This window comes from Thermodesulfobacteriota bacterium, assembly GCA_035559815.1.
Taxonomy (GTDB): Bacteria; Desulfobacterota_D; UBA1144; order Nemesobacterales; family CSP1-2; genus DATMAT01.
In genome coordinates, this window is record DATMAT010000010.1 from 56,111 (window position 1) to 77,609 (window position 21,499).

At 42.9% G+C, this 21,499-nt stretch carries 20 protein-coding genes and 1 pseudogene; 14 read left to right on the forward strand and 7 right to left on the reverse strand.

What is annotated here, in order from left to right; all coding sequences use genetic code 11:
• Positions 1-19: 19 nt before the first annotated feature.
• Both pstC and VNN20_02175 read right to left on the reverse strand, forming a co-directional pair.
• Positions 20-916 carry a phosphate ABC transporter permease subunit PstC gene (pstC, locus tag VNN20_02170; protein ID HWP90991.1) on the reverse strand — a complete coding sequence of 299 codons (897 nt, stop codon included), beginning with the start codon at positions 914-916 and terminating at the stop codon, positions 20-22.
• 23 nt (positions 917-939) lie between these two features.
• On the reverse strand, positions 940-1,905 hold the full coding sequence (locus tag VNN20_02175; protein ID HWP90992.1) for a PstS family phosphate ABC transporter substrate-binding protein: 966 nt from the start codon (positions 1,903-1,905) through the stop codon (positions 940-942).
• Positions 1,906-2,133: 228 nt separating this feature from the next.
• On the opposite strand from VNN20_02175, the gene VNN20_02180 reads away from it, so the two are divergent.
• Complete coding sequence (locus VNN20_02180) at positions 2,134-2,487, forward strand: metalloregulator ArsR/SmtB family transcription factor (protein ID HWP90993.1); 354 nt, start codon at positions 2,134-2,136, stop codon at positions 2,485-2,487.
• 75 nt (positions 2,488-2,562) lie between these two features.
• Complete coding sequence (locus tag VNN20_02185) at positions 2,563-2,952, forward strand: arsenate reductase ArsC (GenBank protein HWP90994.1); 390 nt, start codon at positions 2,563-2,565, stop codon at positions 2,950-2,952.
• A gap of 297 nt (positions 2,953-3,249) precedes the next feature.
• On the opposite strand, the gene VNN20_02190 is transcribed toward VNN20_02185, so the two are convergent.
• The 5 genes from VNN20_02190 to VNN20_02210 all read right to left on the reverse strand — a co-directional run bounded on the left by VNN20_02190 (position 3,250) and on the right by VNN20_02210 (position 11,643).
• On the reverse strand, positions 3,250-4,953 hold the full coding sequence (locus VNN20_02190; GenBank protein ID HWP90995.1) for a hypothetical protein: 1,704 nt from the start codon (positions 4,951-4,953) through the stop codon (positions 3,250-3,252).
• A gap of 215 nt (positions 4,954-5,168) precedes the next feature.
• Positions 5,169-8,429, reverse strand: coding sequence for a molybdopterin-dependent oxidoreductase (locus tag VNN20_02195; GenBank protein ID HWP90996.1), 3,261 nt, complete (start codon positions 8,427-8,429; stop codon positions 5,169-5,171).
• The gene (gene nrfD / locus VNN20_02200) at positions 8,426-9,691 is read right to left on the reverse strand and encodes an NrfD/PsrC family molybdoenzyme membrane anchor subunit (GenBank protein ID HWP90997.1); all 1,266 of its coding nucleotides are present in this window, start codon (positions 9,689-9,691) and stop codon (positions 8,426-8,428) included. Before nrfD ends, VNN20_02195 begins: the two co-directional genes overlap by 4 nt.
• A gap of 12 nt (positions 9,692-9,703) precedes the next feature.
• Positions 9,704-10,648, reverse strand: coding sequence for a 4Fe-4S dicluster domain-containing protein (locus tag VNN20_02205; GenBank protein ID HWP90998.1), 945 nt, complete (start codon positions 10,646-10,648; stop codon positions 9,704-9,706).
• 569 nt (positions 10,649-11,217) lie between these two features.
• The gene (locus tag VNN20_02210; GenBank protein ID HWP90999.1) at positions 11,218-11,643 is read right to left on the reverse strand and encodes an OsmC family protein; all 426 of its coding nucleotides are present in this window, start codon (positions 11,641-11,643) and stop codon (positions 11,218-11,220) included.
• On the opposite strand from VNN20_02210, the gene VNN20_02215 reads away from it, so the two are divergent.
• The 12 genes and pseudogenes from VNN20_02215 (at position 11,601) to VNN20_02270 (ending at position 21,243) form a co-directional block, all read left to right on the forward strand.
• Positions 11,601-12,320 carry an ArsA family ATPase gene (locus VNN20_02215; protein ID HWP91000.1) on the forward strand — a complete coding sequence of 240 codons (720 nt, stop codon included), beginning with the start codon at positions 11,601-11,603 and terminating at the stop codon, positions 12,318-12,320. The genes VNN20_02210 and VNN20_02215 overlap by 43 nt on opposite strands.
• A gap of 941 nt (positions 12,321-13,261) precedes the next feature.
• A complete protein-coding gene (locus tag VNN20_02220) occupies positions 13,262-13,528 on the forward strand; it encodes a ferredoxin family protein (GenBank protein ID HWP91001.1) in 267 nt (88 codons plus the stop codon).
• An 11-nt stretch (positions 13,529-13,539) separates the two neighbouring features.
• Positions 13,540-14,658 carry a 2-oxoacid:acceptor oxidoreductase subunit alpha gene (locus tag VNN20_02225; protein HWP91002.1) on the forward strand — a complete coding sequence of 373 codons (1,119 nt, stop codon included), beginning with the start codon at positions 13,540-13,542 and terminating at the stop codon, positions 14,656-14,658.
• Positions 14,659-14,674: 16 nt separating this feature from the next.
• Positions 14,675-15,514: a 2-oxoacid:ferredoxin oxidoreductase subunit beta gene (locus VNN20_02230; GenBank protein HWP91003.1), complete on the forward strand. Its 840-nt coding sequence runs from the start codon at positions 14,675-14,677 to the stop codon at positions 15,512-15,514.
• Positions 15,515-15,519: 5 nt separating this feature from the next.
• On the forward strand, positions 15,520-16,074 hold the full coding sequence (locus tag VNN20_02235; protein ID HWP91004.1) for a 2-oxoacid:acceptor oxidoreductase family protein: 555 nt from the start codon (positions 15,520-15,522) through the stop codon (positions 16,072-16,074).
• Positions 16,075-16,212: 138 nt separating this feature from the next.
• Positions 16,213-17,502: a citrate synthase gene (locus tag VNN20_02240; GenBank protein ID HWP91005.1), complete on the forward strand. Its 1,290-nt coding sequence runs from the start codon at positions 16,213-16,215 to the stop codon at positions 17,500-17,502.
• Between the two features lie 311 nt (positions 17,503-17,813).
• Positions 17,814-18,101 (forward strand): hemerythrin domain-containing protein, encoded by a 288-nt coding sequence (locus VNN20_02245; protein HWP91006.1) that lies wholly within the window; start codon positions 17,814-17,816, stop codon positions 18,099-18,101.
• Positions 18,102-18,613: 512 nt separating this feature from the next.
• Positions 18,614-19,984, forward strand: coding sequence for a porin (locus VNN20_02250; protein ID HWP91007.1), 1,371 nt, complete (start codon positions 18,614-18,616; stop codon positions 19,982-19,984).
• A 59-nt stretch (positions 19,985-20,043) separates the two neighbouring features.
• Positions 20,044-20,262: pseudogene (locus VNN20_02255) on the forward strand (radical SAM protein).
• 2 nt (positions 20,263-20,264) lie between these two features.
• Positions 20,265-20,462, forward strand: coding sequence for a MoaD/ThiS family protein (locus tag VNN20_02260; GenBank protein ID HWP91008.1), 198 nt, complete (start codon positions 20,265-20,267; stop codon positions 20,460-20,462).
• Positions 20,459-20,776, forward strand: a complete 318-nt coding sequence (locus VNN20_02265) for a carboxymuconolactone decarboxylase family protein (GenBank protein HWP91009.1) — start codon at positions 20,459-20,461, stop codon at positions 20,774-20,776. The genes VNN20_02260 and VNN20_02265 overlap by 4 nt, the downstream gene beginning before the upstream one ends.
• Positions 20,777-20,850: 74 nt before the next feature.
• Complete coding sequence (locus tag VNN20_02270; GenBank protein ID HWP91010.1) at positions 20,851-21,243, forward strand: hypothetical protein; 393 nt, start codon at positions 20,851-20,853, stop codon at positions 21,241-21,243.
• The last annotated feature ends 256 nt before the right edge of the window (positions 21,244-21,499 follow it).

The window sequence follows — 21,499 nt, forward strand, 5'->3', positions numbered from 1 at the left end:
TTCCGATTTTTTCTTGCAATTAGTAGACCTCCCTGATTTTTGACTTAAGCCAGAAGGCAATCAAATTAAATATCAACGTTATTACAAATAGAGTAAATCCGACGGCGAATATAGAGAGGTATTCTATTGTACCGTAAGGAAGGTCTCCTAAACTAATCTGGACAATGTAAGCGGTGATTGTTTCTATAGGCTCGAGTGGATTTAAGGTTAAATTGGGATAAATACCGGCGGCTATAGCAACGACCATAGTTTCTCCCAATGCCCTCGATATACCTAAGATAAAACCAGCCATCACTCCAGAGATAGCTGCGGGCAGTACCACTTTGAATGCAGCGTTTAATCTAGAGTCTCCCAGAGCATACGCTGCTTCTCTCAGTTCCTTTGGTACACCTCTCAAAGCATCCTCACCGAGTGAGGCCGTATATGGAAGGACCATAATTCCAATTACTATGCCCGGAGCCAGCGCGTTAAGTCCCTGAAGTCCAGGTAGGATCTTCTGAAGAAGAGGTGTCAGGAATAAAAGCGCAAAGTATCCATAAACAACTGTTGGAATAGCTGCCAGAAACTCCATTATCGGCTTTAAAATTTCTTTTACGGTATCAGAAACATATTCGCTTATGTATATGGCGATTAGCAAGCCTATAGGAACTGATACCAGCGTCGCAATACCTGCGGTAAGAAAAGTCCCCGCGATTAAAGGCAAAACTCCAAACTTTTTGATTGCAAAAACAGGAGTCCATTCAGTTCCTGTTAAAAATTCAAATAAACTGACTTCAGGGTATTGAAAGAACTTGACTGTATCAGTCAAAAGAACGTAAACAATCCCTGCTGTAATAAATATGGTAAAAAAGGAGGCGGTAAACAAAAGTATCGTCACAAGTTTGTCTACCGCCTTTTTATAACTTATCTTGTTCATGTTCGTCCGTAGGGCCTATTTTATTAATGCTTTACCATATCTTCTATCTTTACCCCAACCGTAGAACCACCCGCAAACGTAGTCCCCTTCTTCATACTTTTAAATTTCTGGAGGCCAAGCTTATATGCTTCGTCCGGAAGAGCAACATATCCTACGGAGGTACAGTAATCACTTGCATTACTCAAATATAGCTCAACAAACTCCTTTACCTCCGGTTTTTCCGCTGACTTGGCATTCACATAGATAAAGATTGGCCTCGAAAGCGGCTGATAGCTACCGTTAATAACGTTTTCGGCAGAAGGCAATACGCACTCACCGGTTGTAGGATTCTTAACTTTTATCAGTTTTGCTTTATCTTTGTTTTCAAAATAGTAGGCATAGGGGAAAAAGCACAAAGCATTATCCTGGCTGTTAACAAACTGCACTAGGACGTTATCATCCTCACTTGCGGTAAAGTCCCCTCTGCTAGAATGTTCTTTCCCAACTATCGCCTCAGTATAATAGTCATAAGTTCCGGAGTCAACTCCTGCTCCACACAGCCTTAAATCTTTATCCGGCCACTCAGGTCTTATCTGATTCCACCTGGTAATCTTACCCTGAGCTTCGGGCTCCCAGATCTTCTTGAGCTCTTCAACCGTCATACAATCAACCCAATTGTTATTAAGGTTAACCAGATTTGCGAGGGCATCAAAGCAAACCGGAAGTTCAACGTATTCGATTCCTGCTTGTTGACATGCCTCGATCTCAGAGGTTTTAATGGGTCTTGAGGCATCAGAAATGTCAGTTTCCCCCCTACAGAACTTCTTAAATCCGCCACCTGTTCCGGAAATGCCAACAGTTATATTCACCTCGCCTCTTCTCATATTTTGAAAGTCCTCTGCGGCTCCTTCCGTAACCGGGTATACCGTGCTAGACCCGTCTACTTTTATTTCCTTCGTAGCCGCCCTAGCTACATCAGTTACATCCACTGCAAAAAAAAGTGAAACCATAAAACTTAGACCTAAAAGCAACTTTCTAATCATTTTCCTGACCTCCTTTGAAATTTTTAATAGGCTATAGGCTAAATGTTAAGAGAATGTTAAGAAGATGTTAAAGCCCAGCTAAAATCTTTTAAATTAATCGCTTAATTATTTATTTTTTTTAGGATTATAACAATACTATGCAAAATACTCATAAAAAGCATTTAGATGATTCTATATTTTTACTATAATAGAAATATGAAATCAACGGACTTGGATAAAAATAATGATGCAACAGGTTATGCCAATATTTTATCAGCAATGGGAACCGAGCCACGTCTCAGGATTATGCGGCTACTGCTCTCTGCACATCCAGAGGGCATGGTAGTTGGCGATATACATGCGGAACTGGGAATAGCTAACTCTACACTTTCTCACCACTTAGAGAAGTTAAAAAACGTAGGTCTGGTTACGGTCAGGCGTGACCGACAGTTCCTATGGTATACGGCCAATACTAAAGTATTGCAGGAACTATTAGCTTTTTTGTTTTCTGAGTGTTGTTCCCATAACCGTGCAATCAAACCCGAAACCATAATTTCATCGTGCAAATAATAATAGCTAATGGGCAAAATTTAGGATGTCGTTTAACACAGCAAAAGCATGTGTCGTATACCGGTAGAGGAAGTGATGAAGAAGAAAGTTCTTTTTGTCTGCGTCCATAACAGTGCTAGGAGCCAAATGGCGGAAGCGTTTCTCAAACTATATGGTGGTGAATTCTTCGAAGCTGAAAGTGCTGGCATAGAACCGGGTACTCTCAATCCACTGGTTGTTGAGGCAATGCAAGAAATTGGAATCGATATTTCAAAGAATAAGACCAAAAGCGAACTTGATTTCCTCAAGCAAGATAAAACCTTCCACTATGTTATACCAGTATGCGATGAGACGAGTGCGGAGCGATGTCCTTTATTTCCGGGAGCAGTGCAAAGACTCCACTGGAGTTTTGAAGATCCCTCCATTTTTAAAGGAACGAAGGGAGAAAAAACTGGCAAGGATAAGAGAAATTCGAGATTCCATTAAAGCTAAAGTTCTTCAACTCGTAAAAGACATAACTAATAAAAAAAATGAACCCGGTCAAAACGTGGGCCATTATACGGTTTATGCTCGGCATTGCACAGATGTTTGGAGCCGTATTCTCAGTTCGCTTACTCATCAAAACAGGTTTAAACGAGTATTCCTTAATTGCGGTCGTGGTTACATGCATGCTGACGATCATTAGCGTTGTTTTATTTGGAGGTAGATCAAGGAAGAACGAGATTGGGAATGAAAATATAATAAAAGAATAATCAAATGAAAGCATTATCTGATCTAAGTTATTCAAAACTCCAATTGTATCCTTGAAAACAGCTCGTAAATATTTCTATCAAGCTGCTGATCCTCTGCTATAAGCGATTCGAAGAAGTTCCCTAATCTCGCGTAGGCAAAACCAATATTTACGTTAAGCGGCCTAACTATGGGAAAAGTAAACATCCCACCTACTTCGGTGCCCATGTAGTTAGCTCCTGCTCTTTTTTTAGCAGACCAAAAGCTGCCACTTTCCAGTTCTAATCTAATCAGTCTATGTAAAGGCAAATTTAACTTGACTTGCGCAGTAAGAAGGCCCGCTCCGCTACCCAGTCTTGTGTTTCCAATATCAAGCCCAAAGTCATTGACATCGGAAGGTCCGTTTGCCGTGAATATATGGGTGTAAGCCCAATATCCCTCCGTGCCTACCAAACCTTCAATTGTATTGAAGCGATTATCCATTTTTCCTTCTTCGTCTCCAGTGGCAAAGATAAATAGACCACTCAGAAGTAATGGACCGTAGGGAAGATCAGTAAGGGGAACTACACCCTCGCCTTTGAATGCCACTCCTTGGTGTGAACCCTCCGGTATTGTGAGACCCGAGGGAAGAGAGGTTGGCTGGTCAAACTCACCCACATTTAAAACAAAGAAACCATTTAATCCCACTAAACCTATTTCTGTTCTTCCGCTGACTCCAATCCATGCTTCCTGAAAATCCCCCACGGAAGGTTCATCAATGTCATTTAGAATATAATAAACATGAAGTCCCACCCTTGTGGCTTCATTAAAAAAAGGTGTGGTAAAATCGGCAAGGATTAGGTGAGCATCTTCTCCCAGTTCATTGATTATGTTGAATCCGAGTCCGTCAATGAGTCTTAAATAGCTTAACCTGTAAGTAAAGTCACTAATCTCCCCGGTAAGAGCCACCCCTCCGACATTAAAATCCCAGTCCGCACTGAACTGTGTGTCTCCCAAGTAGTCTGAAGATGGGATAATCCCTGCTACAAACGTAGCTTCTTTAATCGGGGAAGCATAGAAATAAGCGTAACGGAGTCCTCGGTCATCTAACCTATTGAAGGCAATATTATCAAAATCAATTCCCTCTCTCGGATCGCTAATGTCGGGCCCAACTCCTAGTCCGCTTCTATACTCAAGCTGTACATAACCGCCTACGTTCTCTAACGGTCTTATATCAATCCCTAATCGCGCTCTCTGACGTAGGAAATCGTAGTTCTTAGTGTTGCCAAAATTGGTGTTTGCCGGACCAGGAATATTACTTGCGTTGTACATAAGGCGCTGCTGAACCCAGAATCCTACGCGGAGCTTGTCTAGTGAAACTACTCTTTCAGGGAGGTTTTCGTTAAGACCCAGTCCTTCAAAATATAGATGCTCATCAGAAGGCGTTTCAGGAGAAATTTCTGCATCTGTCTCATAACTGGTTTTAATCTCCTTCTCTTCTTCACCCGGTTTTCCCTTCATCTCGCTTAGTTCTCTAGTGAGTTGATTGAGCTTCTCTTTTAGCTCCGTCATCTCTTGCTTTTCTTCAGCACGGTCTTCTATTACTTTCTGAAAATCTTCACTCAGCTTCTCCAGTTTTTTCTCAAATTCCTCCATTTTGCTTTTCTCGGTAGTTTCTTTCTCCGTAATCTCTTCAGCAAAGACTAGGGATAATCCTGCACTGAAAATAATTCCCAAAAAGACGGCAGGAATACAAAGAATAAGGGAACTTTTTCTCATTGAACTTTCCCTCCTAAGCTTTGAATTACAGGTAGCTATAAACTCAAACACACCGGTACGGATTCGTTTTGAAGATGCGATTCTGCTCTTAGGTAACTTGGGGGCTAATTTTTCATAACGGAGCGTAGAGTGATTCCCTAGGAGGTAAGAAGCCCCAGACGTCAAGATTGTTAGCTCCGCACCCCATCGATCTCCTCTACGCTCCGGCATTACGTTTATACTTTCAACAATTTTACTTTCGTGTCATAAAAAGAAACGCTTGCGCCTACGAGGTCGGACAACGTACTTTTCAGGTAAGGATCTATCAACATCGCTGCGTTCGCGTGAACCCCTTTTCCTCTTCGTGAATCACCCTCAATTCTCTTACCATCAATCACTATGTCTTTTGAACCGTAAGACCAGTGTCCCCATCCTAGGCCAAACGTAACCACTCCCGGCCTTATTCCCTGGACCACTTTCAACTTACCAATCATCTTCTTTTCCACGCCGTTTCCTATATCCCATACCCCTTCGGGGTTAGAAGGAGATATTACTAAGACCTCGTCACCATTCTTCAAGCCGAGATTGTCGGCGTCGCGTTTGTTTATGACAATGGCGTTATCGGGCATAAGAGAAAGCAACCAGTAATTGGAAGGCGTTCTGGATTTAGTCATGGATATTTCTCTATGAGTTATGAGATGAAGATTGTATTCATCGAACTTGATTTCGTTACCTTGTGAATCGGTTATGGGATAGTGTTTTGCGATACCGCTAAATTTTTTGCCGGTTATACTATTTTTGGTTGTTGCCGCTTTTTCCGAGTAGAGGTTTACGAGGGTACCGTATTTGTTCTTGACCAGATCACCTTCGTAGCCATCTTCATAGTTCTGGTATCTACCGCCGCGATTTAGTACATAAACAACCCGACGCCAGGTTTTCTCATCATCGCCTACCGCTTTTTTCCATCTTTTAGCGTCATAAATGGTATCTGGCAAGTGTCTTCTTGTTTTTTCAAACATTTCTAACTCTTGCCCATCAGCTTCAGCTACTGGTTTTCCGTCGAAACCGACATTCGCCACCATTTTAAGGTACAAGTCTTCTTCTCTTTTAAAATCCATACCGTTTCCGAAACCATTCTCACCAAAACCCGGCAAGCCCATCTTTTCAGCGATTGCCAGAATAGTAGCCTCAAGCGAAATTGGCATTTTCTGGCCAAAGACCTCAACCGTTTCGGTAATGGGTGGAATCACCGGCTGGCGGACAGGCTGTATTTTGTGAGCGAACCCAGGATGTGAACCTTGGAACTCCCACCGCTCTAGGTATGTTAGGTCGGGGAAAATGTAATCGGAGTAGAGGGAGGTCTCGCCTATAGTTATATCTATAGTGATAAATAGAGGAAGCTTATTTACGTCCATCAGAACCTCTATAAGCCTGTTTCCCCCCGGTAATGCGTAAACTGGGCTTCCCATGTACAAAAACATGGCTTTTACCGGATACGGATACTCATCCCGTATCGAAGGTATTATTTCTTGATATATGTCGGACGCGAGGGGGAAAAATGGTCTTTTTGCAGGATAATCATTATAAAGAGTAGTTTCCTCGTACTTAACGTCATGTCGTATTATGCTGATGCCCGATGTGGTTAGTTTGCCCGGGTGTAACTTTTCAATGTTGAAAGGGAATCCCTCTTTTTCACCAAGGTGATTCCACTTGCTAGCGGTTATGTAACCTCCTTTCCAGTCATAGTTTCCTATCATCAGGTTTAAAGAGTTCCATGCCAGACAATTATAAAAACCGTTCGTGTGTTGTGAGACACCTCTATGTATGTCAGCTACCGCTTTTTTGCCGTGACTGGTGAATTCGTTTGCCAACTCTAGAATGTCCTGTGGTTTTGACCCGCAGATTTCTGCCCATTCCTCTAATGTGTGTTCCTTTGACGATTCGAAGAATAATTGAAATGCACTTTTCACACGAATTCCGTTTATTTCGCTTTCCATTAAAAGATCCCCTTCAACGGCGTTTTCTTCGTCGTAGGGGTTTACCGGGATTGGTTTTCCGTCCTTCATGGCAACAAAAAGCTCATAGTCGAATGTCACCCCATCCTTTGTTTGCCTTTTGATCGGCTCTGAAAGCCCTATCTCATTAGCTCTGAGGAACTTGTCCGGTTCTCCTTTTTCATTTATTTTCACAAGCCATGTAGCGTTACACCAGGTTGGCTCCCCGTCCGCTTTAGCGGCGGCTTTATTGGCGTTCTCAAGGTATTTTTGATCATATTTTCCATTCTCAATTATCCATCTGGCCATTGCCAGAGCTAGAGCGCTTTCCATACCCGGTTGTATAGGTATCCACTTCCAGGCCTTTGATGCTGTTTTTGAAAACCGGGGATCGACAACTGCGATTTTCATTTTCCCATCTACTACGTTATTAACTATTCTAGGGGTTCTCCCTGGCGGACCGTAGTTCCCCTCGAATGGAGAGGCGCCAACGAAGATTATAAATTCAGCATTACCAGTATCTGCTTGCCAGTAGAATTTTTTCCCGCCCGTCCATTTTACTTCCTTCGATTTTTCGTCGTAATCCCATTGCTCGCTCATAGCTTTTCCGGTGAAATAAAGTGAACCCTGACATACAGTTGTGTGTCCATGGGCATTAAGGGAGCCAAAGGAGCCCATGAACCTCTTTATGAAGTCACCTCTACCGTCTTTTACTCTCCCCCATACAAAAGCCAGTTGATTGTTCTTGGGGCCAAGATCGGGGTGATCGGGGTCAATAAGGATATCCAGGTATTCTTTGTTGACTTTCTTGAAATTGCTTATTTCCTCTTCAAGAGCGCTTTCAGGTAATTCCCCTTTTCTCACCTTCTTTATAACTTTTTTGAGTTTTTTTAGCTCCTCATCTATATTCTTCGAAGTCTGCTGGTCACGTAGTGCCCATATTTCTTTCAGACCTGAAACATATCTTTTTTCTTCACCGGGCACATTTTGGAATAGGTATCCCCCTTCAACAACCTCCTGGACTGCTTGGTCAAAAGGAATCGTTATCCACCTGTTCTCACCCCGTTTTCCGGCACGTTTTAATACCTTTCTTATCCTGTAGGGGTCATAAACATTCATTAATCCCGCCTGACCTTTGGGGCAGATTGCCCCGTCTATGTTTGCCACCTCAGTAAGTGATGACTCATAGTTAATGTGCGGATAAAGGGCGTGGGGAGCCAGGGGGTTTCCATCAACTTTAACGGCTACATCATCTAGGATTTTGACCTTAATTCCGCATCCCGTGTTGCACATAAGGCAAGATGAATAAAGAATGTTTTCAGGTTCATTCAAAGGGTATGCTTCTATGGTTTCAGGATTGTCAAGGGCTCCCGATCGTATCTGGTCACATCCGGAAACAACGGTGGATAAAGCGGCGGTTCCACCAAGTAGGGCCGTAGTTTTTAAGAACTTCCTTCTACCCGTGACTGTACCGTTTTCAGCTCCTTCTTTCTTCGTAATCATCTCTCGCTCCCTCCTTTGAATTTCATTCCCAACTCCTCAACCATAGGCAAGAGCTTATAGGCAAGAGCAAAAAGAAACACGAATAAGGCGATGGGAAATATAGTGGTAATCCACTCGAACGCACTGGGGAAGTAAAAGTAATTCCATCTTTTATCGAAGTAGGCTTGGTCAAGTCCACTAATGGGAGGTATAACAAATGCCGGTATGACCAGGTTCAATCTTACGGTCACCAGTCCTATAACCGCGCTTAATCCGGCCAGGCCTAGCCAAGTAGGATCGTTCCTTCTAAATACATAAATCAGAACAGGGATAATGGTTCCTAGTAATAACTGTCCAAACCAAAATGTATAGGGAAAAGGCCCGAATAGTATTTTACGAAAAACTTCAGCGCGTTCCGGCACCCCGCTATAGAGTCCGATTAGAGCCTCGAAAAAAAGCATAATTGGGATTAAAAGTATGAATACAATCATAAAGGTGGATACTGTCTTTACCACGTCGGCATAATGTTTATCCTTACTCTCTCCGAGAAAAGAATAGAGAAAAACTATTATTCCTGTTCCCGCTGCTAAAGCTGATACCAAAAATACAAAAGGGACTGTTGCGCTAAACCAGAATGGTTTTGCAGCAACCACTGCAAATAAAGCTCCGCCCAGTCCTGCCGCTCCTATCGCCGCTGGAATACCGATTATTCCAAGGACTTTTATAGTTTTGAGACTACTGGTGTGGCATTTATTGTATTCACTCTCAGATTTCGGGCACCTGAAATTCAAAGAAAGAATTTTATAGATGGATTTCCTCAAGCCGATTGAGTTGTCAGCCATATCAGCTAAATCACACCTCATGAGAAACCATAGCGATGCAAGAAGGGCCAAAACATAAAAAAGATAAAACAATGTCTCCCAGGCCAGGACGGACGTGTAATTCCAGTTCGTAAAAATTCTCCAAAATCTTTCAGGATGCCCCAAATCGATCCAAATAAAGAGCATTCCGGCTACTAATGAAAACACTGATGAAAGTAGGGCCAGTCTCCCTGTCTTCTCCAGTTTTTGAACACCAAAGACATATATTAAAGTCGAATATAAGAATAATCCGATGGATAGGCCGATGAAGTATGTGTAGAAAGCGACCCATATCCCCCAGGGTATCGTGCTGGATAAATTGGTCTCCGTTTCACCGGCGGAAAAGCGCCATATAATTGATAGAACTCCTATTACCGCCCCGATACTGAATAATATCCAAAAAGCTCTCTCTGATTTTTTCATGACTAAGCCTCCCTATGTTAGGTAATAAACATTAGGCTCGGTTCCTAGTTCCTCTTTTAATCTCATGACGTTGGGTTTTGTTATTAGCCCTGCAACCAAGCTGTCTGGGTCATTCTTGTCTCCAAAAAATGTGGCCCGTCCAATACAGCTCGTGACGCACTGAGGTAAAAGACCCCTTTCTATCCTGTGAAGGCAGAAGTGACACTTCCTCGCATTGCCAACCGGGGATTCATGTCCTGCCCTTTTCCATTTTCGATGGTATTCAAAGTTAGGAGCCTCTTCTATTTCGGAAAGCGAAGGGGTTGCATCTGTATAGTTCTCTCCGAAATCATAACTTCTTGCGCCGTAAGGGCACGCCGTAATGCAGTATTTGCACCCTATACACTTTTCATAATCAATGGCCACTATCCCATCGGGTCTTTTGTAGGTAGCTTTTACGGGGCAAACCGGTGTGCAAGGAGGGTTTTCACACTGAAAACAGGGGCGGGGAACAAATCTTCTGGCGACGTTAGGGAATTCGCCAATCTCCTCATCAATAACAGGCCGGTAGACAACTCCGGGTGGTAGTTTATTTTCGACGATGCACGCCACAGTACAGGCATGGCAACCAATACACTTTCTCAGGTCAATTACCATTACCCATTTTCTCTGCTCAATGGGTTTATTCAAAGCTCTCTGCAAGTCTCTCATCATCCTTATAAGTACATCTTCGTTAGGTCGAGGCTCTGGGAGTTCTATTTCCTTAAGGTTGGGGAGTTTATAATGATATTTGTTTGGCTCTTCAGAAGTTTCTTCCGCTTTAGAGCTGCTTACAAACCCAAGGGCTGGAGCTACAAGGCTGGCAAAAACACCGCTTGCAAACTTTTCCAGGAATTCTCTTCTAGCTAAATCATATTTTTCCAAATCGGTTTTGCGGTTGTTTTCTTTATCTATCCTACCATTGTCTGTATCCTCCATCGATTTAACCTCCTAGTGATTTTCTAGTTATTCATTCCTTTATAATCTCGTTCTCTTCGTTTGTTCGCTGAATATATCCCCTAGATTTCCTCACCGCCCATGCCTACTGCAAATTTCGTGATTTTATTCCCATCAAAAATCAATGTGGTCATGGCTAGTATCAAAGGAAATTCTTGCATTTTTTAGCCCATAACTAAGCTCCTTTCGGAGGAAAAAGCAAGAATCAAGCCAATGAAATTTCCTTTTCTTAGCTAGCATTTACAGGTTTCGACTTTGAAAAAGGTGTCGGATTGTCAGAAAATAGTACATTATCTGACGGTGCAGGAACGGAGTATTGTGGATATTTATTTTACAAATGCGCCCACATTCGACATTCCGGATTCAGGGGTTTACGATCGCAATGGTTAAGGAGGGCAAACTAATAAAAAAACTGGGCCGGTTGGAGAAAACCCTGATTATCTTATAACTGCCACCGTTCTCTGTTTAGAAAGCTTCGGAACGCAATATTTAACCATTAGTTTAATACCACCGGGAATGACCGGTTCAGTTTTTTCACCTAGCCAGCTTTACTATTTGCCCGGTTCATTCTCTGGACTAATGATTATTTCTCCTGAAATCTCACAAGCATTTGCTACTGTATTGTAGATCGTTCCATATTTTTCGAGATTGCGGCGGAGAAGATCTATTCTTTCTGGTGATTGATTTGTATATAAAGTCAGTTCGTATTTAACCGTAGTGAGACGTGGGGGAGGTTCCTCTCGTACACCGTGAACCTTTATAGAAGCTTTGTTATAGGCAAAGTGCAGCCTCTCCGAAAAACGCTCGACGTTCTTCAAAATACAGGCGGCAAATGCGCTCAGGAATAACTCAGCAGGGTTAAATAAATGCTCGCTTTGTCCGGGTGATGAATCGAAGTAAATTTGTGCCTCCTTAGTTCTCACTGTAGAGACGTTTGGCACCACCTGCTCTGCTTTTACTTCATATTCCATGCCCATGTATTCAAATTTCCATTGCAACGATCATACCAGAGACTATCCCTATTATTAGAGTAAGATACGATCCTGCTTCCCACATTGGCGAAGTTCTTGAGCAGAAAATCGAAGACACTATCAGGAAGGTGGAAGGAGTTGGTAATCTCTGGGCCGTTATAATCGACCAGGAGAAGGCCGTAGAAGAATACAAGAAAAGGATTCTAGACGATGCAAGTAAGAGATACACGGATGATATGCTTGTGGCAATTAGCGAGGAGCTGGAATCACCCTGTACGGAAGAGATGGCCGCATTTGATAAGTTCATGACTTATGCAGAGAGCGAAGAGTACGATGTAATCGTATTCGATACCGCGCCGACCGGTCATACATTGAGGCTTCTTGAGCTCCCATTTGATTACAGCGAGCAGGTAGGCTTGATGGCGGCGACTACAGAGAAAAGCGAAGCGGTAAAAGGAGAGACGGAGAAACGTCTCGATCGCATAATAAATAGGATGAAGGATCCGAAACGTTCGGTCTTCGCTTTTGTGTTTTATCCCGAGTCCACTCCTGTTGTTGAAGCCTACCGTGCAATGATGGATTTAAAAGAAGCAGGCATACCGACTCAGTTTGTTGTTGCCAATCACAGAAAACGCTCACTCAAGAAGATATCGATAGTATCAGAAATCTTAGGCGGAAAATAAATGCCCACCCCGTCACACAACGTCACGCTCAATCGCAGCAAAAATTAATGGCCGAGCTCCTGGAATATAGCAATGTAATCAGCGGCATCTTGGGATTTGACTTTGAGGCAACCGTTTCGCCTAAATCCAGTTGTTAGTGTTGAGATAGTTAAGATAAGCCCTATGCCGATTGAGATCAATAACAATAGAGGCTGGATTCTATCCACATATGCCAGTTTCTTTTCCATACTACTAGTTAGTTCATCGGATCCGGCAGTTTTGGAGAGGAATTTCTAGAACTCATCGCATAAATTTTGTCATGCTGAGCGCAGAGAAGCATCTTGGATTTAGGTTTACCGGATGAGATTCTTTAGTCGCGGAGTTTACCCGGAGTAGCCGAAGGGCTTCTTCAGAATCACCCTAGGGGAATTTTTGAGAGGGCTTCTATTAAGCAGTATTAATTAGGAACGGATGGAAGTATTAGGAGACTTCCATCCATCAGCTTTAACAGTCGCTATAACGCAAGGTTCGCTTCTTTTATTCTCTTTATTCCTTCATTTATATCCTCATCAGAAGTGGCGTAGGTTATTCTCACATAACCTTCCCCTTGGCAAAGTAGCACTGAACAGAGCATGGTCACACGGCACCGACCGTGAGCATTTTTAATACTTAATACACCCTGGGCTGTGTGAATGCCACTGGTTACAGCTAGGTCGGCTGACGAAGCATTCTGGATATGTTTGATTTTCTGACATCTGACATTTTATCCAAAATTTTTTTATAAGCATTAATTACTAAGGTTTATACTTAAAAACTGCGTCCCTCCTAACCGCGTGCACGCTTTGACTTTTTTAACCTTTCTAGAATTCAAGATTCCTAAACAAAGTAAAAATTCTTTGGCACAAATGTTGCCGTAATAATTAAGAAGAGAGGTTACCACGAGCTGTGGAGGGACTAAAAGAATGAGTCAAAAGGGCATAGGCATGTTAGTCGAAAATATAGGGGAAGTGAAGGTTTGGAGTGGATTCAGCCAAAAAGCTCGGGGAAAACTGACTAACATCACCTTAAATCAAGGATTCTGCAAGGGTTGTGAAATTTGCGTTGAGATATGTCCGAATAAATGCCTGGAGATGGAAGGCTCTTATCCCTCAGTAAGGGATATAAACCTCTGCAGCAAGTGTATGCTTTGCGAAATGGAATGCCCTGATTTCGCCATATCCGTTGAATAAAGAGAGAAAAAATGGAAAGAATAAAATTTCTCCAAGGTAACGAGGCATGTGCCGAAGGAGCTATCTATGCAGGGTGCAATTTCTTCGCCGGCTACCCCATAAGTCCCTCCAGTGAGATCGCCGAGTATATGGCCTATGAACTCCCCAGAAGAAAAGGCGTTTTCATCGAGATGGAAGATGAAATTGCCTCTATGGGTGCCGTAATCGGCGCCTCTCTTGCCGGGGCCAAGGCGATGACGGCAACAAGCGGCCCCGGGTTCTCCTTGAAACAGGAGCATATCGGGTTTGCCTGCATAGCGGAGGTGCCTTGCGTCATTGTCGATGTGATGCGTGGAGGACCTAGTACAGGAACTCCTACCGGTCCTGCTCAAGGCGATGTAATGCAAGCCCGCTGGGGAACTCATGGGGACCATCCGGCTGTTGCGATTGCACCCTCAACCGTGGAAGAGTGCTTTCATGAAGCGGTGAGGGCTTTTAATCTATCCGAGAAATTTAGAAACCCGGTCATCCTTCTAATCGATGAAATCGTTGCTCATATGAGGGAGAAGATTCAAATACCTATACCGGGCGAAATTGAGGTCGTAAACCGGAGAAAGCCTAATGGAGCTTCCGATAACTACCTCCCATTCAAGCCGGACCAAGACGGGGTTCCCAATATAGCAAACTTTGGGACCGGGTACAAGTTTCACATAACCGGTCTTATTCATGACTGGAGTGGATTTCCCACTAATGAGCCTAAAAGAATAAAAGAGCTTGTGGAAAGACTTACAAAGAAAGTCAAGGATGGAGAAGAGGAAATACTCCGCTGGCAGGAGTATATGCTCGATGATGCAGAGACGGTGATCGTTGCATACGGCTCCGTTGCCCGGTCAGCCAAGTTCGCAGTTAAGCTCGCCAGAAATGCAGGTAAGAAAGTAGGCCTTTTTAGGCCCATTACTATCTGGCCGTTTCCGGTAAAGCCGCTAAAGCGGCTAGGGGAGCATATCCGGAAGGTAATTATTCCGGAAATGAACCTCGGGCAGATAGCCCTAGAAGTAGAAAGGGTAATAGGTGGCGAAGCGGACGTGGTACCAATAAATCGGGTGGACACAGAGCTAATATCACCCGATGAGATCCTGGAGAAATTATAGAAAAGGAGCATGGGCCATGGCTTTTGATTATTCTAAGTATTTGAGAAACGATAAAATGCCCCATATCTGGTGTCCCGGATGCGGAAACGGGATAGCGATGAAATCCATAATAAGGGCTATTGATACAGTGGGCTATAAAAAGGAAGAAACTGTGATTGTCTCTGGGATAGGTTGTTCAGGCCGGATTTCCGGCTACCTGGATTTTAACACGCTACATACGACCCATGGCCGACCCTTGACATTCGCTACCGGAATCAAGCTAGCCAATCCCAAGCTCAACGTGATAGTGGTCTCGGGCGACGGGGACTGTGCCGCCATTGGCGGGAATCACTTTATACACGCCTGCCGTAGAAACATCGATATGACGCTCATAATTTTTAATAACAACATTTATGGAATGACCGGGGGACAGCACTCTCCTACAACGCCAGGCGGTTCGTATTCCACCACAACTCCTTATAGGAATATAGATCCTCAGTTTGACCTTTCCAAACTGGCCATCGGTGCAGGAGCCACCTTTGTGGCCAGGGAAACTACCTATAATATTTTTGCGCTGGATAAAGTCATAACGGAGGCGTTCAAACACAAGGGATTTTCGGTGGTAGAAGTAATGGTCGGATGCCCTGTCTATTACGGAAGAAAGAACGGATTTAAGACGGCATTTTCGCTTTTAGATTGGCAGAGAAAAAATGCCGTTCGAATAGACCGGTCTCAAGCCATGAAGTCCGAAGAGCTAGAAGGGAAATTTACCACGGGTGTACTTCATCGGAAGGAAGCACCCGAATATACCCAGCTATACTATACCCTTGCCCATAGCTTTGATAAATCGGTCGATAACGTGAGCATGGAGAACTAATAAAGATGGAAAGATACGAGGTAAAGCTTAGCGGCTCCGGCGGACAGGGGCTCATACTTGCCGGTCTGATTTTAGCGGAGGCGGCAGCCCTATATGACGGAAAGAACGCCGTTCAGACTCAATCATACGGGCCCGAGTCCAGAGGCGGATCTAGCAGCTCGATCGTAATAATTAGTGATGAAGAAATAGATTATCCCAAGGCGACGAAGGTTGACGTGCTCCTTTCTCTTACCCAAGAATCGGTCAATAAATATTCAAGCGACATCAAAGACGGAGGGATACTGATTGTAGATGCAGAATCGGTAAAGGATATACCGGCAGGTAATTTCAAGATATATAAACTGCCGGTAATTGCCACGGCAAGAAAAGAAATAGGAAAGGTAATTGTAGCCAACATCGTTGCCTTAGGACTGATAGCCGGCATTATTCGGGTGGTTTCGATAGATGCTATAAGAAAGGCGCTATTTGCTAGAATTCCCAAAGGTACAGAAGAATTAAATTTGAAAGCTCTTGAGGCAGGGGTTAACTTGTCAAAAGAAGCCCATCTCTCTGCCGATTAGAATCCAGAAAGCATTTTTTGTTGGATAATTTATCAAACGTGAAAAAATCAAGCACTAAAAAAGTTTTGGCAGTTAAACAGGCGAACGTTTTTGTAGTTTGCTCAATAATAAAAATATTACCTATAGGGGGGACGTACAATGGCCAATGAAACCTTAACCATTACCGACAACCGTACGGGCAAAAGTTATGAAATCCCCATAACTCATGGAACGGTTAAGGCAACAGAGATACGCCAAATCAAGGTATCAGAGGATGATTTCGGGCTTATGAGTTATGACCCCGCCTTCGAGAACACCGCCTCTTGTAAGAGTAGGATAACTTTTATCGATGGAGATAAAGGCATTCTCCGCTACCGAGGATTCCCAATCGAACAGCTAGCGGAAAAAAGCACTTATCTTGAAGTAGCTTACCTACTTCTATATGGAGAATTACCTTCTAAAGCCCAATATGAAGGGTGGATTTATGATATAACACATCATACGATAATTCACGAGAATATTAAAAAATTCATGGATGGATTCCGCCACGATGCTCATCCGATGGGCATGCTTTTAGGTACGGTAGGTGCTCTATCAACTTTTTATCCAGAGGCTAAAAATATTTTTGACCCAAACGTGCGAAAAAAGCAGATTCATCGCTTGATTGCAAAAATGCCAACCTTAGCGGCATTTGCGTACCGACACAGCCGGGGTTTGCCTTATGCATATCCAGATAATGATCTGAGCTATACCGGGAATTTCCTGAATATGATGTTTAAGATGACAGAGCCAAAGTATAAACCCAATCCGGTTATAGAAAGGGCTTTGGACATACTCTTTATACTGCACGCTGATCATGAGCAGAATTGTAGTACTAACGCTGTGCGCGCTGTGGGGAGTTCCCATGCCGATCCATATTCTGCCGTAACCGCGGGTATCGCTGCACTTTATGGACCGTTACATGGCGGAGCAAATGAAGCGGCACTGCGTATGTTAATGGAAATCGGTTCCAAAGATAGGGTTCCCGATTTTATCAAAAGGGTTAAGGCTGGTGAAGGCAGGCTTATAGGTTTTGGGCATCGTGTTTACAAAGCCTATGACCCAAGGGCGAAAATTATTAGGGAGACAGCAAACAAAGTGTTTGAGGTCACCGGTATGAATCCACTACTAGAAATAGCACTGGAAGTGGAAAAGATAGCGCTCGAGGATGAATACTTCATTAAACGCAAACTATATCCCAACGTGGATTTCTATACCGGATTAATCTACCAGAGTTTAGGCTTCCCGATTGATATCTTTCCTGTACTCTTTGCTATTCCCCGAACCTCGGGTTGGTTGGCGCAATGGATGGAAATGCTGTTGGATAAAGAGACAAAAATAGCTCGTCCCAGACAGATCTACCTGGGATATGAGGAGCGTGACTATGTACCAATTGAAAAGAGAGAATAGAAATTACCCCTAAATTTAAGCCTGGGGTAATTCAACTTGGTACAGGTGTTTGTTAATTCATGACTTGAGTTAAGCAAAAGGCTGATGAATAAATAGGAGAAAACAAAATGACAGTGCAAAAGATGCTTGAATTGGAATCCAGATTACTTACTCGCAACTCTACGAATAGCTCTTGGTGCGATCTTTGTCATCGGAGGAATCAAGATCGCCTTTCCTACTAATCCTGAAGCATTAGCAGCAAGCTATATAAATCCCTAGAAGGGATGGAGTTCAGCATTTTTTGCAGACATCGCTCGCGGAGGAAATAGAACATGATGAAAAATCCTGATCCTATCAAAACCCTAATGGAGAGACATGTCGGACTCGTTGACGAGTTGGATCTCTTAAAAATAACGATACACCGTCTTAAAAAAAGATTCTCTCCTCATTTGCTTGAAGCATTAAAGAGGGAAATCTTATCCTTTTTGAAAAGCATGGAGCAACATATAAGGTGTGAGGAAGAGGCTCTCTTCCCAGTATTAGAAGTGGTTCTTGGAAACAAAAGAGAGCAGATCATCTCGACGGCAAGGGATCATTCAAATTTGAAAAAAGAAATATAAAAACTCAAAACTCTTATTACAAACCTAGATAGCGAAACCCTCGAAGAATACAGAAAGATAATTAACCTGCTAGAGACGATAATTGCTTCCCTAACAGACCTCTTCTCTAAACACATAGATAATGAAGAGAACCACTTATTCAAACCGGCAAAAGAAACATTGCTCGAAAAGGAATTAGTAGAGATTGAGAGAAGAATGCAAAGTATAGAAGAATAAAAAACTGATCCATAGTCGGAAAAACACAATCTCTCAGAATTTCAACTAGACATTGTTCTTTTTGATCCATTCCGCTAATATAACGATTCTTCGTATCGCAGAGAGAAAAGAGCAAGTTAAATTCCTCGTAAATATGCCAACCAAAAAATCAATTGCTTATCTGTACAATTTTATGACAAAAGACACGTCTGAAAGTAAGCAATACAATAAAACTTAAATCTATCTAATTAGTTACGCTCGGCACATAGTTTGCCGGAGTATGGTAGATTAAAAACCACAAGAAGGAGGGTGTAGTCATGATAGGATCCAGGGCAAAGCTATGTCTAACTTCTATTTTTTTATTTCTTTTCCTTTTTTCAATGGATTCCTGGGGAATAAGTTCAACAGAACAACAAATTAAAGAGCTTAAGAGGCAGATTGAGCAAATCCAGCAGCAAAACCAGCAGCAAATAGATGCGCTTAGACAAAAGATCGAGGCGTTAGAGGCCCAAAAAGAAGTCGACCAGAAAAAGATCGAGGAGCTGACTAAAGAGGATGAGGATGCCTGGTATAAGAAGGTAGAGGTAGGCTATAAGAAACCGGGAGACGGTTTTACGGTTAAGTCCAAGGATGGACTTTTTTCCTTAAGAACCAGGCTACGCACCCAGTTTCAGTTTTCCATCAATGACACGGACGATGAGGACGTGGCTACCGATTTTAATGTAAGAAGGTTAAGGCTTTATTTTGACGGCAACGCCTTCACCCCCTGGCTACTTTATTACATTCAAATTAGCGGCGATAACAACGGTGAATTTACGCTTAGGGACGCCTATTTTGATTTCGCATACAATACCATGTTTGTACCGAGGCCCGGACAGTACAAGGTTCCGTTCAACAGAGAGGAACTGACTTCTTCATCCGAGCTTCAGCTTGTGGAGAGGTCAATCGTGAACGAACAGTTCGCCTACGGCCGGGATAGAGGCATGTCACTCTACGGGGTTCTTGGGAATTATATAATCTATGGGGCCGGGGTATATAACGGCGATGGAAGAAACGGTCTCAGTGTTGATTCCAACATGTTATATGCCGGTAGGGTAATGCTTACCCCATGTTGCGGAGAGTTGAAATATGCTAACTCTTCTTTTCCGGCAGGGGGAGATTATAAGATTGAGCCTAACTTTGGAGAAGATAAACCTCTGATCGCTTTTGGAGTTGCCGTTGCTGGTATCCCCTGGCTCAATATTGACCAAAAAACCCCGGATAATGGCGAGCTAGAGGACAGATTTGTAGAGATTGGCACTACGGACGCGGACGTGTTCTCGCTGACCGCCGACGTTAACTTCAAATACTCTATCTTCAGCATAGAGGGAGAGTTTGACTATAGAAATATATCTCCCGAGGAATCCGGTCTGGATGAGGCAAACGACTATGGGGTAAGGGTTCAGTCGGGTGTATTCCTTCTTCCTGACTTTATTGAAGTTGCAGGCAGATACGCCCAGATATGGTTTGACACAGACATAGAAGGGCCAGATACCCAATGGGAGCTTACACCAGGACTCAATTTTTACCTGTCTAAAAGCCATAAGTACAAAATACAGCTTAGCTATTCATTCATCAGAAACGAGTTTACCGACAGCGATGATATAGACGAGAACATATTCCGGGCTCAGCTTCAGCTTTACTTCTAGGTCGGCTTTCTGTGGAGACGGGCATGCAGGAACCCGGAGTCTTCCAGAGGGATCGGACTATTTCTGATCGCTTTGGGAGAAAGATAGATTACCTAATAATATCTGTTACTGACCGCTGTAATCTCAGGTGCGCGTACTGCATGCCCCGGGAGGGGATAGAACTTTTTGAAAGAGGCCGAATGCTTACCTTTGAAGAAATGGAAAGGTTCTCAAGAATTGCCGTAAATCTTGGAGTTAGAAAAATAAAGCTAACTGGAGGAGAACCACTGGTCAGAAAAAGATGCTAACCGATTTGAAAAATCAATGCCCGAGAGCTGCAAAGATAATCGACTGTTCTTTCATCGCCCTGAACGAGGGCTATGTATCAGGCCATGCTGTTTTAAAAAATGGGGACACGCTAGCTATAATACCGCCAGTTAGCGGTGGTAAAAAAAGTATAGTAGTATGTAAAAAACTAAAGCGAGGAGAAATAATATGAATAAACTGCTTCCAAGACCACTAAGAGAATTCATAAAAAAGTACCCGGATATATGGGATGCTTATGAGAATTTAGGCAATAAGTGCCACGAAGCCGGCCCACTAGATGATAGGACGAGAAGATTAGTCAAACTTGGAATAGCAATTGGAGCTCGATTAGAAGGGGCGGTTCATTCACACACTAAAAGAGCAAGGGAAGGAGGGATATCTGAAGATGAAATTCTCCATGTGGCCTTACTAGCTATTACTACAATCGAATTCCCATCGACCATCGCGGCAACAACATGGATAAAAGACGTACTAAAGAAAAAATAAATGAAGAGATATGATCGCCTTACGTTGTAATTCGATTGAAGTTGATTCCGGGAACGTCATACAATCAAATCGGGATGATTAAAAAAAGACAAAGAATACCTAATATTCGGCCACTAGTTACTTTACCACAAAAGTGTACATGGTGTGGGAAAAGCATATCAGATGAACAAGAAGTATTTGGCTTGGAAGCGGCGGTTAATCCAGCGTACAAGAATATATTAAAGAAAGCGGAAGGAGCAATAATACCACAAATCCTCACTCTAACTGAGAAGATAGTTCATGCTGTAGTTGTAACACAAGATTCAGAAGTAAAACGTGAAGGATTTGATATTTTGTTTATAGTATGTAGTGAACCATGTGCATTAATGATCGAGAAGGCTCTCAACCAAGAGCAAGCTATTTGGGAGTGGTTGTTCTGTAACGCATCAAGTACCCGATGGATTAACTTTCCTTGTTTTACTTTCTAGTATCCAGAATATCGAGGGGCATATTGGAAAAAGGTTTTCCGCAAAACATAATGCGGAATAATCAAAAATACGGTCAAATGTCAGATCAGAGTGTACCAAAGGAAAGGGGCTTGGATAATTAAAATCAACACTTACGCTCCAAATTTTGATTGCATTGTAATTCACTGTTATTATTAATAAAATTTATTTTGGAGTGCCCCGTAACTACAGTAATCATTAGAAAACGAAGAAATTTGTTATATAGCTATGTGCATTA

Excerpts from the sequence above, each read along its gene's own strand:
- pstC (HWP90991.1), bottom strand. The coding sequence starts at position 916 with ATGAACAAGATAAGTTATAAAAAGGCGGTAGACAAACTTGTGACGATA.
- VNN20_02175 (HWP90992.1), bottom strand. The coding sequence starts at position 1,905 with ATGGTTTCACTTTTTTTTGCAGTGGATGTAACTGATGTAGCTAGGGCG.
- VNN20_02180 (HWP90993.1), top strand. The coding sequence starts at position 2,134 with ATGAAATCAACGGACTTGGATAAAAATAATGATGCAACAGGTTATGCC.
- VNN20_02185 (HWP90994.1), top strand. The coding sequence starts at position 2,563 with ATGAAGAAGAAAGTTCTTTTTGTCTGCGTCCATAACAGTGCTAGGAGC.
- VNN20_02190 (HWP90995.1), bottom strand. The coding sequence starts at position 4,953 with ATGAGAAAAAGTTCCCTTATTCTTTGTATTCCTGCCGTCTTTTTGGGA.
- VNN20_02195 (HWP90996.1), bottom strand. The coding sequence starts at position 8,429 with ATGATTACGAAGAAAGAAGGAGCTGAAAACGGTACAGTCACGGGTAGA.
- nrfD (HWP90997.1), bottom strand. The coding sequence starts at position 9,691 with ATGAAAAAATCAGAGAGAGCTTTTTGGATATTATTCAGTATCGGGGCG.
- VNN20_02205 (HWP90998.1), bottom strand. The coding sequence starts at position 10,648 with ATGGAGGATACAGACAATGGTAGGATAGATAAAGAAAACAACCGCAAA.
- VNN20_02210 (HWP90999.1), bottom strand. The coding sequence starts at position 11,643 with ATGGGCATGGAATATGAAGTAAAAGCAGAGCAGGTGGTGCCAAACGTC.
- VNN20_02220 (HWP91001.1), top strand. The coding sequence starts at position 13,262 with ATGAGTCAAAAGGGCATAGGCATGTTAGTCGAAAATATAGGGGAAGTG.
- VNN20_02225 (HWP91002.1), top strand. The coding sequence starts at position 13,540 with ATGGAAAGAATAAAATTTCTCCAAGGTAACGAGGCATGTGCCGAAGGA.
- VNN20_02230 (HWP91003.1), top strand. The coding sequence starts at position 14,675 with ATGGCTTTTGATTATTCTAAGTATTTGAGAAACGATAAAATGCCCCAT.
- VNN20_02235 (HWP91004.1), top strand. The coding sequence starts at position 15,520 with ATGGAAAGATACGAGGTAAAGCTTAGCGGCTCCGGCGGACAGGGGCTC.
- VNN20_02240 (HWP91005.1), top strand. The coding sequence starts at position 16,213 with ATGGCCAATGAAACCTTAACCATTACCGACAACCGTACGGGCAAAAGT.
- VNN20_02245 (HWP91006.1), top strand. The coding sequence starts at position 17,814 with ATGATGAAAAATCCTGATCCTATCAAAACCCTAATGGAGAGACATGTC.
- VNN20_02250 (HWP91007.1), top strand. The coding sequence starts at position 18,614 with ATGATAGGATCCAGGGCAAAGCTATGTCTAACTTCTATTTTTTTATTT.
- VNN20_02260 (HWP91008.1), top strand. The coding sequence starts at position 20,265 with ATGCTAACCGATTTGAAAAATCAATGCCCGAGAGCTGCAAAGATAATC.
- VNN20_02265 (HWP91009.1), top strand. The coding sequence starts at position 20,459 with ATGAATAAACTGCTTCCAAGACCACTAAGAGAATTCATAAAAAAGTAC.
- VNN20_02270 (HWP91010.1), top strand. The coding sequence starts at position 20,851 with ATGATTAAAAAAAGACAAAGAATACCTAATATTCGGCCACTAGTTACT.